General features: G+C 65.1%; 21 protein-coding genes. All 21 read right to left on the bottom strand.

All coding sequences use genetic code 11. From position 1 onward, the window contains the following. Positions 1–15 precede the first annotated feature (15 nt). Complete coding sequence (gene tatB / locus Herbaro_RS18705) at positions 16–537, bottom strand: Sec-independent protein translocase protein TatB (RefSeq protein ID WP_275011110.1); 522 nt, start codon at positions 535–537, stop codon at positions 16–18. Between the two features lie 141 nt (positions 538–678). After that, complete coding sequence (tatA, locus tag Herbaro_RS18710) at positions 679–879, bottom strand: Sec-independent protein translocase subunit TatA (RefSeq protein WP_275011111.1); 201 nt, start codon at positions 877–879, stop codon at positions 679–681. Positions 880–972: 93 nt separating this feature from the next. Then, positions 973–1,353, bottom strand: coding sequence for a histidine triad nucleotide-binding protein (locus Herbaro_RS18715; RefSeq protein WP_275011112.1), 381 nt, complete (start codon positions 1,351–1,353; stop codon positions 973–975). A 31-nt stretch (positions 1,354–1,384) separates the two neighbouring features. After that, on the bottom strand, positions 1,385–1,723 hold the full coding sequence (locus Herbaro_RS18720) for a phosphoribosyl-ATP diphosphatase (RefSeq protein WP_275011113.1): 339 nt from the start codon (positions 1,721–1,723) through the stop codon (positions 1,385–1,387). After that, positions 1,720–2,214: a phosphoribosyl-AMP cyclohydrolase gene (gene hisI, locus Herbaro_RS18725; RefSeq protein WP_275011114.1), complete on the bottom strand. Its 495-nt coding sequence runs from the start codon at positions 2,212–2,214 to the stop codon at positions 1,720–1,722. The genes Herbaro_RS18720 and hisI overlap by 4 nt, the downstream gene beginning before the upstream one ends. Further along, the gene (gene hisF, locus Herbaro_RS18730; protein ID WP_275011115.1) at positions 2,211–2,975 is read right to left on the bottom strand and encodes an imidazole glycerol phosphate synthase subunit HisF; all 765 of its coding nucleotides are present in this window, start codon (positions 2,973–2,975) and stop codon (positions 2,211–2,213) included. The genes hisI and hisF overlap by 4 nt, the downstream gene beginning before the upstream one ends. A gap of 12 nt (positions 2,976–2,987) precedes the next feature. Next, positions 2,988–3,785, bottom strand: a complete 798-nt coding sequence (gene hisA / locus Herbaro_RS18735; RefSeq protein WP_275011116.1) for a 1-(5-phosphoribosyl)-5-[(5-phosphoribosylamino)methylideneamino]imidazole-4-carboxamide isomerase — start codon at positions 3,783–3,785, stop codon at positions 2,988–2,990. Positions 3,786–3,861: 76 nt separating this feature from the next. After that, positions 3,862–4,500: an imidazole glycerol phosphate synthase subunit HisH gene (gene hisH / locus Herbaro_RS18740; protein WP_275011117.1), complete on the bottom strand. Its 639-nt coding sequence runs from the start codon at positions 4,498–4,500 to the stop codon at positions 3,862–3,864. Between the two features lie 46 nt (positions 4,501–4,546). After that, positions 4,547–5,143, bottom strand: a complete 597-nt coding sequence (gene hisB, locus Herbaro_RS18745; RefSeq protein ID WP_275011118.1) for an imidazoleglycerol-phosphate dehydratase HisB — start codon at positions 5,141–5,143, stop codon at positions 4,547–4,549. Between the two features lie 61 nt (positions 5,144–5,204). Further along, the gene (gene hisC, locus Herbaro_RS18750) at positions 5,205–6,317 is read right to left on the bottom strand and encodes a histidinol-phosphate transaminase (protein WP_275011119.1); all 1,113 of its coding nucleotides are present in this window, start codon (positions 6,315–6,317) and stop codon (positions 5,205–5,207) included. Then, entirely contained in the window at positions 6,298–7,110 is an 813-nt protein-coding gene (locus tag Herbaro_RS18755) for a DNA-methyltransferase (protein ID WP_275011120.1), read from the bottom strand. The genes hisC and Herbaro_RS18755 overlap by 20 nt, the downstream gene beginning before the upstream one ends. A 4-nt stretch (positions 7,111–7,114) precedes the next feature. Beyond that, positions 7,115–8,428, bottom strand: a complete 1,314-nt coding sequence (gene hisD, locus Herbaro_RS18760; protein ID WP_275011121.1) for a histidinol dehydrogenase — start codon at positions 8,426–8,428, stop codon at positions 7,115–7,117. A gap of 39 nt (positions 8,429–8,467) precedes the next feature. Next, positions 8,468–9,118 (bottom strand): ATP phosphoribosyltransferase, encoded by a 651-nt coding sequence (hisG, locus tag Herbaro_RS18765; protein ID WP_275011122.1) that lies wholly within the window; start codon positions 9,116–9,118, stop codon positions 8,468–8,470. Between the two features lie 19 nt (positions 9,119–9,137). After that, complete coding sequence (gene murA / locus Herbaro_RS18770) at positions 9,138–10,388, bottom strand: UDP-N-acetylglucosamine 1-carboxyvinyltransferase (protein WP_275011123.1); 1,251 nt, start codon at positions 10,386–10,388, stop codon at positions 9,138–9,140. 9 nt (positions 10,389–10,397) lie between these two features. Further along, on the bottom strand, positions 10,398–10,634 hold the full coding sequence (locus Herbaro_RS18775) for a BolA family protein (RefSeq protein WP_275011124.1): 237 nt from the start codon (positions 10,632–10,634) through the stop codon (positions 10,398–10,400). Positions 10,635–10,679: 45 nt separating this feature from the next. Continuing rightward, the gene (locus Herbaro_RS18780) at positions 10,680–11,444 is read right to left on the bottom strand and encodes an ABC transporter permease (protein ID WP_275011125.1); all 765 of its coding nucleotides are present in this window, start codon (positions 11,442–11,444) and stop codon (positions 10,680–10,682) included. Continuing rightward, positions 11,441–12,352: an ABC transporter ATP-binding protein gene (locus Herbaro_RS18785; protein ID WP_275011126.1), complete on the bottom strand. Its 912-nt coding sequence runs from the start codon at positions 12,350–12,352 to the stop codon at positions 11,441–11,443. Before Herbaro_RS18785 ends, Herbaro_RS18780 begins: the two co-directional genes overlap by 4 nt. A 337-nt stretch (positions 12,353–12,689) precedes the next feature. Further along, a complete protein-coding gene (locus tag Herbaro_RS18790; RefSeq protein WP_275011127.1) occupies positions 12,690–12,986 on the bottom strand; it encodes an STAS domain-containing protein in 297 nt (98 codons plus the stop codon). A gap of 30 nt (positions 12,987–13,016) precedes the next feature. Then, the gene (locus Herbaro_RS18795; protein ID WP_275011128.1) at positions 13,017–13,649 is read right to left on the bottom strand and encodes an MlaC/ttg2D family ABC transporter substrate-binding protein; all 633 of its coding nucleotides are present in this window, start codon (positions 13,647–13,649) and stop codon (positions 13,017–13,019) included. Positions 13,650–13,830: 181 nt separating this feature from the next. Then, a complete protein-coding gene (locus tag Herbaro_RS18800) occupies positions 13,831–14,544 on the bottom strand; it encodes an MlaA family lipoprotein (RefSeq protein ID WP_275011129.1) in 714 nt (237 codons plus the stop codon). Further along, positions 14,545–15,018, bottom strand: a complete 474-nt coding sequence (gene mlaD, locus Herbaro_RS18805; RefSeq protein WP_275014057.1) for an outer membrane lipid asymmetry maintenance protein MlaD — start codon at positions 15,016–15,018, stop codon at positions 14,545–14,547. It abuts the gene before it with no gap. Positions 15,019–15,051 lie beyond the last annotated feature (33 nt).

Raw genomic sequence — 15,051 nt, forward strand, 5'->3', positions numbered from 1 at the left:
CGCGATGCGCCGGGATTAAAAGAAGCCGGCGGACTTGCTGGCGCTGATCGGGCGATATTTCGCGACCCGCGCCGAGGCCGAAATGACGCGCGTCTTGCGGCCGCTCTGGTGCTTGTACCAGGAGGGCACGGCGGTGGTGCGCGCCAGCTTCTTGCGGCGGAAGGCCTTGGCCTTGATCGAAAGCAAGTCGGCATTGGGCGTGCGCTTCCAGGACTCGGCGCCGCTCTCGACGCTGCCGGCGGAGGCCGAGTCGCCGCCGTTCCAGGCGTCGTTGATCGAGGCCTCGGTATCGGACATGCTCTTGTGGATGCTGCCGGACACGTCGCTGGCGGCCTGCTCGACATCCTTTTGCATCTTGCGCAGCTCGTCGAGCTCGATCTCGCGGCTGACCTCGGACTTGACGTCGTTGATGTAGCGCTGCGCGCGGCCGAACAAGGTGCCGGCCATGCGCGCCACCTTGGGCAGGCGCTCGGGGCCGATCACGACCAGCGCGACCACGCCGATCAGGGCCAGCTTGGAAAGGCCTATATCAATCATGAGTCTGTGTGGACATTGGAACCTGGGCTAGGCCAGGCGTTGCTGGCACGACAATGTGCGGGGAAGGCGCCCGCCGCGAAGGGCCACGGGCGCCGGAACCTGGAGACGGCTCGCCGCGCTCCCGTCGGCAGGCGCAGCCGATCAGCTGCCGGACTTGTCCTTTTCCTTGGCCTGCACGTCGATGGCCTGGTCCTTCTTTTCTTCCTCGCCCTTGACGCCGTCCTTGAAACCCTTGACCGCCTTGCCCAGGTCGGAACCCATGTTGCCGAGCTTCTTGGTGCCGAAGACCACCATCACGATCACCAGAACAATCAGCCAATGCCAGATACTGAACGAACCCATTCTATTCTCCTAAGCGGACATCCCTGCCCTGTATAAAAACGTTCCCTAATGTCCCCGTCCGCTGGGCGGACTTGTGTCCGCCGGACGGACTTCTCATTGTTGCACGAACTTCACGCGCCACGGATGCGGGCCGCCGATCACGTGCATATGCAGATGGTACACCTCCTGCCCACCGTCCGGTCCGGTGTTGAACAGCGTCTTGAAGCCGCCGCTGGGCTTGCCGTCGCCGTCGAGCCGGTAGCCGCAGCCCTGCTCGGCAGCCAGCTTGGGCGCCAGCGCCGCCATCTTGCCCAGCAGCACGGTGTCTTCCGGGCCGCATTCGGTCAAGGTCGGGATGTGCTTGCGCGGCACGATCAGGAAGTGCACCGGCGCGGCCGGGTTGATGTCGTGGAAGGCGATCACGTCCTCGTCTTCGTAGACCTTCTTCGACGGGATCTCGCCGGCGGCGATCTTACAGAAAATGCAATTATCCAAAACCATTCTCCTGCGTGGGTGGTGGTGGCGCTCAGTCGCCGCGCGCGGCTTTCTCTTCCAGTCCGGACAAGCCCTCGCGGCGAGCCAGCTCGTCCAGCACGTCCTGCGGCGACAGCTCGAACTGGGCCAGCATCACCATGGAATGGAACCAGAGGTCGGCGCATTCGTAGAGCACCTTGGACTTGTCGCCGGAGACGCGCGCGTCCTTGGCGGCCATCACGGTTTCGGTGGCCTCTTCGCCGATCTTCTTCAAGATGGCGTCGTCGCCCTTGGAAAACAGCTTGGCGACGTAGGATTTCTCGGGATTGCCGCCGTTGGCCGGCTTGCGCGACTCGATGACTTGCGCCAGCCGCTTCAGGGTTTCGCTCATGATGGGGTCTTGTCGGTATCGGCCGGCTTGGAGGCGGCGCTCTTGCGCACTCGCTTGGGCTTGTCGGCCTTGGACTCGGCAGGCGCGCCGCCGGCGCCGGGCGCCAGCTCCTTGATCACCGCTTCCACGGTCTGCCATTCGCCGTTGTCGGCGCTGCCCTCGAATTTCTGGAAGAAGCAGGAGTGACGGCCGGTGTGACAGGCGATGCCGGCCACCTGCTCGACCTTCAGCAGCACCACGTCTTCATCGCAATCGAGGCGGATCTCATGCACCTTCTGGAAGTGGCCGGACTCCTCGCCCTTGTGCCACAGCTTCTTGCGCGAGCGACTCCAGTAGACGGCCTGGCCGATCTCGACGGTCCTGGCCAGCGCCTCGCGGTTCATCCAGGCGAACATCAGGACATCGTTGCTGCCCACTTCCTGGGTGATCACCGGCACCAAGCCGACCTCGTCCCACTTGACCTTGTTGAGCCACTTGGCGCTGATGCTCATGCCAGCCTCATGGAAATGTTCTGGTCGGCCATGAAGCGCTTGGCTTCCTGCACGGTGTGCTGGCCGTAGTGGAAGATGCTGGCCGCCAGCACGGCGTCGGCACGGCCCTTGGTCACGCCGTCGGCCAGGTCCTGCAGGCCGCCGACGCCGCCCGAGGCGATCACGGGAATGCTGACCGCTTCCGACACGGCGCGGGTCAGCGCCAGGTCGAAACCGCTCTTGGTGCCGTCGCGGTCCATGCTGGTCAGCAGGATCTCGCCGGCGCCCAGGCGCGCCATGTTGCGCGCCCATTCGACCGCGTCCAGCCCGGTGGCGTTGCGCCCGCCATGGGTGTAGACCTCCCACTTGCCGTCGCCGACGCGCTTGGCGTCGATGGCCACCACGATGCACTGGGATCCGTACTTGCCGGCGGCGTCGGCCACCAGCTGCGGATTGGTCACGGCGGAGGTGTTGATGCCGACCTTGTCGGCGCCGGCGTTCAGCAGGCGCCGCACATCGTCGACCGCGCGCACGCCGCCGCCGACCGTCAAGGGGATGAAGACTTGCGACGCCACCGCCTCGATGATGTCGAGGATCAGGTCGCGCCCGTCGGAGGAGGCGGTGATGTCGAGGAAGGTCAGTTCGTCGGCGCCCTGCTCGTCATAGCGGCGCGCGATCTCGACCGGGTCGCCGGCGTCGCGCAGCTCGAGGAAATTGACGCCCTTGACGACGCGACCGGCGGTCACGTCCAGGCAAGGGATGATGCGTTTTGCGAGGGCCATCTGTGGGTTGCCTTATTTGCCGCCGGCGTCGCGATTGGCTTCCAGGGCGCGCGTGAGTTCATCGGCGCGGTCCTGGCCGCTGGAGAGGTCGAGCGTGCCTTCATAGATCGAGCGGCCGCAGATGACGGCTTCGATGCCCTCGTCCTCGACCCGGCACAACGCTTCCACGTCGCCGATGTGGTGCACGCCGCCGGAAGCGATGATGGGGATCGACACCGCCTGCGCCAGGCGCACGGTGGCTTCGATGTTGACGCCGCCCATCATGCCGTCGCGGCCGATGTCGGTGTAGACGATGGCTTCGCAGCCATAGCCTTCGAACTTCTGCGCCAGGTCGATCACCTCGTGGCCGGACAGCTTGCTCCAGCCGTCGGTGGCGACCTTGCCGTCCTTGGCGTCCAGGCCGACGATGATCTGGCCCGGGAAGGCGCTGCAGGCGTCGTGCAGGAAGCCGGGGTTCTTGACCGCGGCGGTGCCGATGATGATGTAGGACAGGCCGTCGTCGAGGTAGCGCTCGATGGTGTCGAGGTCGCGGATGCCGCCGCCCAGCTGGACGGGGATCTCTTCGACGTCGTTCTCCTCGGCGAAATTGGCGACCGCCTTCAGGATGGCCTTCACCGCAGCCTCGTTCTTGGGCTTGCCGGCGAAGGCGCCGTTGAGGTCGACCAGATGCAGGCGGCGCGCGCCTTGCTTCAACCAATGCAAAGCCATTTCCGCGGGATCCTCGGAAAATACGGTGGCTTGTTCCATATCGCCTTGTTTGAGGCGGACGCAATGACCGTCTTTCAGGTCGATGGCGGGTATAAGCAGCATGGCTACGGTGTGACTAGTCAGTGAAAAGGTTGGATGACGGGGGCTTCTGGGCCGGTTCTTGCCTGAAAGGCAAAAATCAAGGCTTCCAGTGTACGAAATTCCGATACAGCTGCAAACCCGCGGAGGCACTTTTTTCCGGGTGGAACTGGGTTGCAAAGATATTATCGCGGGCCACCGCGCAGGTGAAGTCGCGGCCGTACGGCGTTTGACCGACGACATGCGAGGCGTCGGCCGGCACTGCGTAGAAACTGTGCACGAAGTAGAAGTAGGCGTTGTCGGCGATGCCTTCCCACAGCGGGTGCGCGCCGGTCTGATGCACGTGGTTCCAGCCCATCTGCGGCACCTTGAAGCGCGAGCCGTCGTCCTGGGCCAGGCCTTCCAGCTCGAAACGCACCACCTTGCCGGGCAGCAGGCCCAAGCCGGGCGTGTCGCCCTCTTCGCTCCAGTCGAACAGCATCTGTTCGCCCACGCACACACCGAACAGCGGCTTGCTGCGCGAGGCCTCGACCACCGCCTCCTGCAGGCCGGACTCGCGCAGGCAGCGCATGCAGTCGGGCATGGCGCCCTGGCCGGGCAGCACCACACGGTCGGCCGCGCGGATGTCGGCGACCTCGCCGGAAATGCGTACATCGGCCTCGGGCGCGACATGGCGCAGGGCTTGCGCCACCGAGCGCAAATTACCCATGCCGTAATCCACTACAACAATTTTATTCATATCGACGTTGGCGGCGCGGCGACGCGCGCCTCGGAAAACCAGGTGGTTACAGACTGCCTTTGGTGGACGGAATCGTACCCGCGGCGCGCGGATCGAGCTCGATGGCCATGCGCAGCGCGCGGCCGAAGGCCTTGAACACGGTTTCGCACTGGTGGTGGGCGTTGATGCCGCGTAAATTGTCCACATGCAAGGTCACCTGCGCATGATTGACGAAACCATGGAAGAACTCGCTGGTCAGGTCGACGTCGAAGCCGCCGATCATCGAGCGGGTGAACGGGATGTGATATTCCAGGCCGGGACGGCCGGAGAAGTCGATCACCACGCGCGACAACGCCTCGTCCAGGGGGACATAGGCATGGCCGTAGCGGCGGATGCCCTTCTTGTCGCCGATGGCCTTGGCGAAGGCCATGCCCAGGGTGATGCCGACGTCTTCCACCGTGTGGTGGGCGTCGATGTGCAGGTCGCCCTTGGCCTGGATGTCCAGGTCGATCAGCCCGTGGCGCGCGATCTGGTCCAGCATGTGATCCAGGAACGGCACGCCGGTGTCGAGCGATTGCTTGCCGGTTCCGTCCAGGTTGATCGCAACGCGGATCTGCGTCTCGTTGGTGTTGCGGACGACTTCCGCGGTTCTGGGTGTAGACATGGTCAGAGTGAAGCGGGATTCAAACGGTTGGGGTTTACCTAGATGGTGCTGGACGGCGCCGTTACAACTCTGCCAGCGCCGCTTGCAGGGCCGCCAGGAAGGCGGCGTTTTCTTCTTCTGTGCTGACGGTAATGCGCAAACAGTTTCTCAGCAATGCGTGCATTCTACCGGCATTTTTGACCAGCACCTTACGCGCCAGCAAAGCGGCGAAAACTTTCTCGGCGTCCGGGACGCGGATCAGCACGAAATTGGCCGCCGACGGGAATACCTCCACGCCGTCCAGCGCCGCCAGGCTGGCCGCCAGGACAGTGCGCGCTTCGCGCAGGCGGGCCGCCTGCCCTTCCAGCACATCCAGGTGCTCCAGCACGAACAGCGCCGCGGCCTCGGTGAGCACATTGATGTTGTAGGGCGGGCGCACCTTGTCGAATTCGCGCAACAAGGCCGGCGCAGCCGACATGTAGCCCAGGCGGATGCCGGCCAGGCCGAGCTTGGAGACGGTGCGCATCAGCACCAGGTTGTTGAACTGCGGCAACGCCGGCATCAGGCTGGTTCCGGCGAAGGGCTGGTAGGCCTCGTCCACCACCACCAGGCCGTAGGGCGCTGCGGCCTCGACGATGCGCAGCACGTCAGCCCGGGCGAACAGCGTGCCGGTAGGATTGTTGGGGTAGGACAGGTAGGTGATCGCCGGCCGGTGCTGCGCCATCGCCGCCAGCATGGCCGGCAGGTCCAGCGTGAGGTCGGCGCGCAGCGGCACGCCGACGTACTCCAGTCCGGCGCTCAGGGCAGATACCTGGTACATCACGAAGCTCGGTTCCGGCGCCAGCACCTTGCGTCCGGGCACCGCGCAGGCCGCCGAGAGGATGGCGATGAGCTCGTCGGAGCCGTTGCCCAGCAGGACGTCGTAGCCTTCGGGCACGCCCAGCCTGGCGCAAATCTCCTGCTTCAGGCGCGTGTAGCTGGGCACCGGATAGCGGTTCAGCTCCGCCGCGGCCAGCCGCCGCGCCAGTTGCGCATGCAGCTCCGGCGGCAGCGTGTGGGGATTTTCCATGGCGTCCAGCTTGACCATGCCCTCGGCCGGCGGCACGTGGTAGGCCTGCCAGCCGCGCACCAGCGGACGGATCACGCCGGCAATCAGTTCTTCGCAGGAAGCGGCTTCAGCCGGCGACTTGTTCATCTTGTTGGCTCTCAGGTTCCAGCGCGGCCAGGCGCTGGCGGATCAGCTCGCAATAATCGGCATTGAGTTCGAAGCCGGCGAAATGCCGGCCGCAACGGCGCGCCGCCACCGCCGTGGTGCCGCTGCCCATAAAGGGGTCGAGCACCACGCCGCCCGGCGGGCAGGAGGCCTTGACCATGCGCTCCACCACTTCCAGCGGCTTTTGCGTGGGATGGTCGGCGCGCTCCTTGTGCTCGCGGTGCAGGCGCGACACGCTCCACACGTCCTTGGGGTTGTAGCCCATCTCCAGCCACTTGGCGCCCACGAAGATGGAGCGCGAGCGCGCCTTCTTGGTCTGCGCATCGTAGGGAATGCGGATGGCGTCGAGGTCGAAGAAGTAGTCGCGCGCCCGGGCGAAGAAGCCGATGGTGTCGTGCACCGACGAGTAGCGCCGGGTGCTGCCGCCCATGGACGGCACGCGGCGGTCCCAGACGATCTCGTTGATCATGGTCATGCGCTGCTTCAACATGACGAAGATCTCCGGCGAATTGCGCCAGGTGAGGAAGATGTAGAGGCTGCCGTTGGCCTTGAGCTTGGGCAGGGCGGCGTCGATCCATTGCTCGGTCCAGCGCAGGTACTCGGCGGTGTCGAGCTTGTCGGAATCGTTGCCGTAGTCCTTGCCCAGGCCGTAGGGCGGGTCGGCAATGAGCAGGTCGATGCTGCCGTCGGGAATGCGCCGCAAGCCCTGCAGCGCGTCCTCGCAGTGCACGCGGTCCAGCCAGCCTTCGCCAAGCGGATCGGAGGCGGCCGTCATCGCATCACTTCAGGCGCAGTTCGGCGGAGCGCGCGTGCGCCTGCAGGCCTTCGCCATACGCCAGTTCGGCGGCGACGCGGCCCAGGGTCTGGGCGCCGGCCTCGGAGACGCGGATCACGCTGGAGCGCTTCTGGAAGTCGTACACGCCCAGCGGAGAAGAGAAGCGCGCGGTGCGCGAGGTCGGCAACACGTGGTTGGGGCCGGCGCAGTAGTCGCCCAGCGCTTCGGACGAGAAGCGGCCGAGGAACATGGCGCCGGCGTGGCGGATCTTGTCGGCCCACTGCTGCGGCTCTTCGGCGGAAATTTCCAGGTGCTCGGCGGCGATCAGGTTGGCGATCTCGCAGGCCTCGTCCATGTCGCGCACCTTCACCAGCGCGCCGCGGTCGGTCAGCGAGGTGCGGATCACGTCCTTGCGCGGCATGGCGTCGAGCAGCTTGTTGATCGACGCCTCGACCTTGCCGATGTAGGCCGCGTCCGGGCACAGCAGGATGGATTGCGCCAGCTCGTCGTGCTCGGCCTGGGAGAACAGGTCCATGGCGATCCAGTCGGGATCGGTGCCGCCGTCGCAGATCACCAGGATCTCCGAGGGGCCGGCGATCATGTCGATGCCCACCACGCCGAACACGCGGCGCTTGGCGGCAGCCACGTAGGCGTTGCCGGGACCGACGATCTTGTCCACCTGCGGGATGGTCGCGGTGCCGTAGGCCAGCGCGCCCACAGCCTGGGCGCCGCCGATGGTGAACACGCGGTCGACGCCGGCGATCGCCGCGGCGGCCAGCACCAGCTCGTTCTGCACGCCGTCCGGGGTCGGCACCACCATGATGACTTCCTGCACGCCGGCGACCTTGGCCGGGATCGCATTCATCAGCACCGACGAGGGATAGGCGGCCTTGCCGCCCGGCACGTAGATGCCGACGCGGTCCAGCGGGGTGACCTTCTGGCCCAGTTCGGTGCCGTCGGCCTCGCGGTACAGGAAGCCGTCCGAGCCGCACTCCTTCTTCTGTCGCTCATGATAGGCGCGCACGCGGTCGGCCGCCGTCTGCAGCGCCGCGCGGCGCGCTTCGGGCAAGCCGGCCAGCGCGGCCTGCAGGGCGTCACGGCCGATTTCCAGGTCGGCCAGCGAAGCGGCCTGCACGCGGTCGAAGCGTTGCGTGTACTCCAGCACGGCGGCGTCGCCGCGCGCCTTGACGTCGGCCAGGATGGCGGCAGCGGCGCGGTCGATGGCCTCGTCCTCGCTGGCTTCGAAGGCCAGCACCGCCGACAGCTTGTCGCGGAAGCCGGCGTCGGCGGAATCGAGTTTTCGGATGGAAATGCTCATGGTGTCACCTGCAAATGCAACAGCGGAATCTGTGGGGTCTTACTTGGGCTTGGAAGCCTTCTCGAACGCGTCGAGGATGGGCTGCAGGCGCTCGCGCTTCAACTTCAGCGCAGCCTGGTTGACCACCAGGCGCGAGGAAATCTCGATGATGTGCTCGACCTCGACCAGCTTGTTGGCGCGCAACGTGCCGCCGGTGCTGACCAGGTCGACGATGGCGTCCGACAGGCCGACCAGCGGACCCAGCTCCATCGAGCCGTACAGCTTGATCAGGTCGACGTGCACGCCCTTGGCGGCGAAGTGCTCGCGCGCGGTCTTGACGTACTTGGTCACCACCCGCAGGCGCGCGCCCTGGCGCACCGCGCTGGCGTAGTCGAAGCCCTCCTGCACCGCCACCGACAGGCGGCACTTGGCGATGTTGAGGTCGATCGGCTGGTACAGGCCCTCGCCGCCGTGTTCCAGCAGCACGTCCTTGCCGGCCACCCCGAAGTCGGCGGCGCCGTATTGCACGTAGGTCGGCACGTCCGAGGCACGCACGATGATCACGCGCACGTTGGGGTCGTTGGTCGGCAGGATCAGCTTGCGCGACGACTCAGGATCCTCGGACACGGTGATGCCCGCAGCCTTCAGCAAGGGCAGGGTCTCTTCGAAAATGCGGCCCTTGGAGAGCGCCAGCGTCAGTTGTTGGGTCATGTCTTGTTTCGTTAAAGGCTTACTTGACGCGCTCGATGTCGGCGCCGATGGCCGACAGCTTGGCTTCCATGCGATCGTAGCCGCGGTCGAGGTGATAGATGCGCTCCACCACGGTCTCGCCTTCGGCGGCCAGGCCGGCGATCACCAGCGACGCCGAGGCGCGCAGGTCGGTGGCCATCACCGGGGCGCCGTGGAACTTGTCCACGCCCTTGACGATCGCGGTATTGCCTTCGATGTCGATCGCGGCGCCCAGGCGGTTCAGTTCCTGGACATGCATGAAGCGGTTTTCGAAGATGGTTTCGGTGACGTGGCTGGTGCCTTCGGCCACGCAGTTCAGCGCCATGAACTGCGCCTGCATGTCGGTCGGGAAGCCCGGATATTCGGTGGTGCGGAAGCTGACCGCCTTGGGACGACGCGCCATCTGGATGCGGATCCAGTCTTCGCCCGAGGTCAGGATGGCGCCGGCTTCGCGCAGCTTGTCCAGCGCGGCGTCGAGCAGGCCCGAGCGGGTGCGGCGCAGCGTGACGTCGCCGCCGGCGGCAGCCACGGCGCACAGGAAGGTGCCGGTCTCGATGCGGTCGGCGATCACTTCGTGGGCGGCGCCGTGCAGCTTGTCCACGCCCTGGATCACCAGGCGGTCGGTGCCGATGCCCTCGATCTTGGCGCCCATCTTGACCAGCAGGTTGGCCAGGTCGCCCACTTCCGGTTCGCGCGCGGCGTTTTCCAGCACGGTCTCGCCGTCGGCCAGCACGGCGGCCATCAGCAGGTTCTCGGTGCCGGTCACGGTGATCATGTCGGTGACGATGCGCGCGCCCTTGAGGCGCTTGGCCTTGGCGTAGATGTAGCCGCCGTCGATATGAACCTCGGCGCCCATGGCCTGCATGCCCTTGATGTGCTGGTCCACCGGACGCGAGCCGATGGCGCAACCGCCCGGCAGCGACACCTTGGCCTCGCCGAAGCGCGCCAGCAGCGGGCCCAGCACCAGGATCGAGGCGCGCATGGTCTTGACCAGCTCGTAGGGCGCTTCCAGCCTGGTGAGGTCGTTGCCGTTCAACACCATCTCATCGCCGTTCTCCTGCACGCGCAGGCCCATCTGCTTCATCAGCTTGGTGATGGTGAGCACGTCCTGCAGGTGCGGCACATTGGTGAGGTGCAGGTCGTCGGCGGTCAGCAGGCCGGCGCACAGGATGGGCAGCGCCGCGTTCTTGGCGCCGGAAATGGTGACGTCGCCGGAGAGGCGCTTACCGCCGCGGATCAGGAGCTTGTCCATGTTCTTGCCTTATTTCTGGAATTCTTCGGGAGTCAGGGTCTTCATCGACAGCGCGTGGATTTCCTCGCGCATGCGGTCGCCCAGCGCGGCGTAGACCAGTTGGTGACGCTGGATCAGGCGCTTGCCGGCGAAGGCGTCGGAGACGATGATGGCGGTGAAATGCTGGCCGTCGCCTTCGACTTCGATGTGCCGGCAATCGAGGCCGGCGACGATGTAGCTTTTGACGAGTTCGGGTGTGGGTAGCATAGTCGGTTCTTCACTAGGGATGATGGTCGGCGCAGGCTCGCGCAATCAATGGGAACCGGCGCGCAGCTTGTAGCCGCTCTTGAGCATGCGCACTGCCAGCGTGGACAGCGCCAGGAGGAACACGGCGACGATGCCAAGGCTGATCATGGGATCGATGTCGGACTGGCCGAAAAACCCGTAGCGAAAACCATCGATCATATAAAAAAACGGGTTGAAATGCGATACCGCCTGCCAGAACGGCGGCAGCGAGTGTATCGAATAGAACACGCCGGCCAGGAAGGTCAGCGGCACGATCAGGAAATTCTGGAACGCCGCCAGCTGGTCGAACTTTTCAGCCCAGATGCCGGCGATCAGGCCCATGGTGCCGAGGATGCCCGCGCCCAGGATCGCAAACACGATGATCCAGAGCGGCGCCACGAAGTCCAGGTGGCCGAACCAGGCGGTCACGACGAACACGCCGGCGCCCACGATCAGGCCGCGCACCACCGCCGCCAGCACATAACCGCCGAACAGCTCCCAGTGCGACAGCGGAGTCAGCAGCACGAACACCAGGTTGCCGGTGATCTTGGACTGGATCAGCGAGGAGGAGCTGTTGGCGAAGGCGTTCTGCAGCACGCTCATCATCACCAGGCCGGGCACCAGGAAGCCGGTGTACTGCACACCGGGATAGACCTGCACGCGATCCTGCAGCACGTGGCCGAAGATCAGCAGGTACAGCAGCGCGGTCACGATGGGCGCCGTCACGGTTTGCGTGGCGACCTTCCAGAAGCGCAGGATTTCCTTGTAGAACAGGGTCTGGAATCCGGTCATTTTTCATCTCCCATGATCTGGATGAAGACGTCTTCCAGGTCGGCTTGCTGCAGCTGCAGGTCGTCGATCTCGGCGCCGGCGGCGCGCAGCGCGGCCAGGATGGGTTCGACTTCCTTGTAATCGGTCACGCGCAGCGTGAATTTATTGCCCGAGAGCAGTTCTTCCGGGTGCGACACCAGCGCCTTCAGGCCGTCCGGCAGGCTGCCGCTCTTCAGGCGCAGCACCATCTGCGAGCCGGAGATGCGCCGGATCAGGCCGTCGGTGGAATCCAGCGCCACAACCTTGCCGAACTTGAGCATGGCGATGCGGTTGCACAGCGCCTGCGCCTCTTCCAGGTAGTGGGTGGTCAGCACGATGGTGTGGCCTTCGCGGTTCAGGCGGCCGATGAACTGCCACAGCGTCTGGCGCAGCTCGACGTCGACGCCGGCGGTAGGTTCATCCAGCACGATCACCGGCGGCTTGTGCACCAGCGCCTGGGCCACCAGCACGCGCCGCTTCATGCCGCCGGACAGCGCGCGCATGTTGGTGTCGGCCTTGTTGGTGAGGTCCAGGTTCTCCATCACCTCGTCGATCCACTTGTCGTTGTTCTTCAGGCCGAAGTAGCCGGACTGCATGCGCAACGTCTCGCGCACCGTGAAGAAAGGATCGAACACCAGTTCCTGCGGCACCACACCCAGCTTCATGCGGGCGGAGCGGTAGTCGCTGACCACGTCGTGGCCGTGGATGGTGACGTTGCCGGAATCGGCGCGATTGAGGCCGGCGATGATGGAGATGAGCGTGGTCTTGCCGGCGCCGTTGGGGCCCAGCAGACCGAAGAACTCGCCTTCCTCGATCGCCAGCGAAACGCCGCCCAGCGCCTGCAGCGACTGGTACCGTTTCTTGATGTCATTAATTTGAAGAGCGGCCATGGCCTTCAGCCCGATCAATACGTTGCTTGCAAGAAAAATAAGGAAGCAGGGAGAAATCCGCTGCCAGCCTCGCCCCGGCATCGCGGCCTGCTCCGACGGAAGATCGGAGGCAAGGACCTGGCGATGCCGTCATGTCATTGTCGTTGGATGAAGCCGGATGGCCCGGCCCATCGTCTTTGCCTGGCTTTACGGGCCGCGCGCAGGGGAGGAAAGATCCGCTGGACGAGCGCCTTGGCGGGCGCCTGCAAAAACCTACGATTATAGGGGAATTCGATTTTCCGGGCCGGATCGCGCGATATCTGAAGCCGGCGCGCGACAGCCCGGAGGGGGGACCGGATCAGTGATGTCGATCGGTCGCGGAGGTGGGAGCCGCGGGCGCGCCATGCAGCAGCGCGGCCACGCCATAGAGCTCGGCCAGGCTTTGCAGGTTGGCCGGCAAGGCGCCGAAATCGAGCGTGGCGCCGCGCTGCTGGGCGGCGCGGCGCCACGCCAGCAGGATGGCCACGGCCGACGAATCGACCACCGCCACGTCGCTGACGTCGATGCCGGACTGGCCGCCGGCGATGGCCGCGAGGCCGTCGCGCAGGACCGCGCTGGCATTATTGACGGTCAGCTGTGCGCCTGGCTTGAACATGATGCTCTTTCCGTGACGGGGCGGATTGGATTACTTCTTGCCGTTGGCGCGTGCGGCCAGCTGCTTGTTCTTGTCCGACAGCGCCTTGATCAGGCCGTCGATGCCGCCCTTGTTGATCTCGTTGGTGAACGTGCCCTTGTAGGCCTCCACCAGCCAGGCGCCCAGGACGTTGACGTCATACAGCTTCCAGCCGTCGGCCTTCTTTTCCAGGCGATAGCTCAGCTGGATCGGCTCGCCGCCGCGCGCCGAGATCACCTGCGAATTGACTTCCACCTCGGTATCGGCCGGGGCGGCGCGCAGCGGCTTGAATTCGATCTTCTGGTCGCGCACCTGCGACAGCGCGCCGGAGTAGGTGTAGACCAGCAGGCTGCGGAACTCGGTGATCAGCTGCTTTTGCTGCTCCGGAGTGGCCTGGCGCCAGAAACGGCCGGCCGCCAGCTGGGTCATGCGCTCGAAGTCGACATACGGCAAGATCTTTTGCTCGACCAGTTGCATGATGCGGGACGTGTTGCCGGCCTGGATGTCCTTGTCGGCCTTGGCGGTGTCCAGCACTTCGGAACTGATGCGCTTGACCAGCGCATCCGGCGCTTCCTGGGCCGAAGCTGCGCCCGAGAAAGCCAGGGCGGAAACGGCGATAGCGATAAATTTGGTGAGCATCTTCATAAGTCTTGGTCCATTCGAGAGAGCGGAAGGCTGCCGGCGACGCGGCCGGTTTTGCTTCGAAGCCCGCTGGAGGGCGTGGTTCCCGCGCCGTCACAGATGGCGACAGGAATTACAGATTGTTCGATTTGCTGGAATTTCAAGGCCGCCGCGCGACGGGCGGGCGGCGGCCGCGATCACGCCATCAGGGCTTGATCGCTTCTTCCTTCTGCTCCTTGGAGGAGCCGCCGCCGTCGATCTGCGACTGGCGGCGCTGCACGTAGGCATCGCGCACGAAGTCGTACTTGTCCAGCGCTGCGTCTTCCAGCAAGGTCGAGGCGTCCAGCAGTTGGGCGCGGCGATCCACCACACGGATCACAGTACCCACGTTGCGCCAGCGCACCGGCTTCTTGTAGGTCCACAGGTCGCCGTACAGGTCGACCGGCAGGCCGGCCGTGTCGCGCACGGTGGACGGACCGAAGAACGGCAGCACGACGTAAGGGCCGGAGCCCACGCCCCACTTGCCCAGGGTCTGGCCGAAATCGGACTTTTCGCGCGGCAGGCGGGCTTCGGTTGCGACATCGAGCACACCGCCCAGACCGAAGGTGGTATTGATCGCCACCCGCATGAAGGTGGACACGCCCTGCTCCACGCGCCCCTGCAGCAACTGGTTGATCGACGACCACAGGTCGCCGATGTTGCCGAAGAAGTTGCCCACGCCGGTCTGGACCGGGTTCGGCACCACGGTGTCATAGGCCTGCGCGGCCGGCTTCAGCGCGTAGGTATCGACCGTGTCGTTGAAGCTGAACATCGCGCGGTTGAAGCCCTCCAGCGGATCGTTCGGGTTGTTGTTGGTGGCGCAGCCGGTCATGGCCGCCGCGGCCAGCGCGATGGCGCCGATGCGTGCTTTGTTGTTCATTTATTTTTCGTCCTTTCCCTCTGCCGCCTTGCTATAGAGGAACTGACTGATCAGGTTCTCCAGCACGATCGCGGATTGTGTCATCTTAATGGTATCGCCAGCTGCCAGGTTAGCAGTATCGCCACCCGGTTCGATGCCGATGTATTGTTCGCCCAACAGTCCCGAGGTCAGGATCTTCGCAGAGCTGTCCTTGGGGAATTTGTAGCCATCGGTCATGTTCATGGTGACCACGGCGCGGAAGCTCTGGTCGTCGAAACGGATCGAATCGACGCGGCCGACCACGACGCCGGCGCTCTTGACCGCGGCGCGCGCCTTCAGGCCGCCGATGTTGTCGAAACTGGCCTTGACGGCGTAAGTCGTCTGCCCGAACGACAGCGAACTCATGTTGCCGGCCTTGAGCGCCAGGAACACCAGCGCCGCCACTCCCAGCAGCACGAAGATTCCAACCCAGGCATCCAGTGATTTACGTTGCATAGTCAACCCTTTTTGTTTCATGGACGGGCCCAG

This window comes from Herbaspirillum sp. WKF16 (assembly GCF_028993615.1).
Classification (GTDB): Bacteria; Pseudomonadota; Gammaproteobacteria; order Burkholderiales; family Burkholderiaceae_D; genus Herbaspirillum.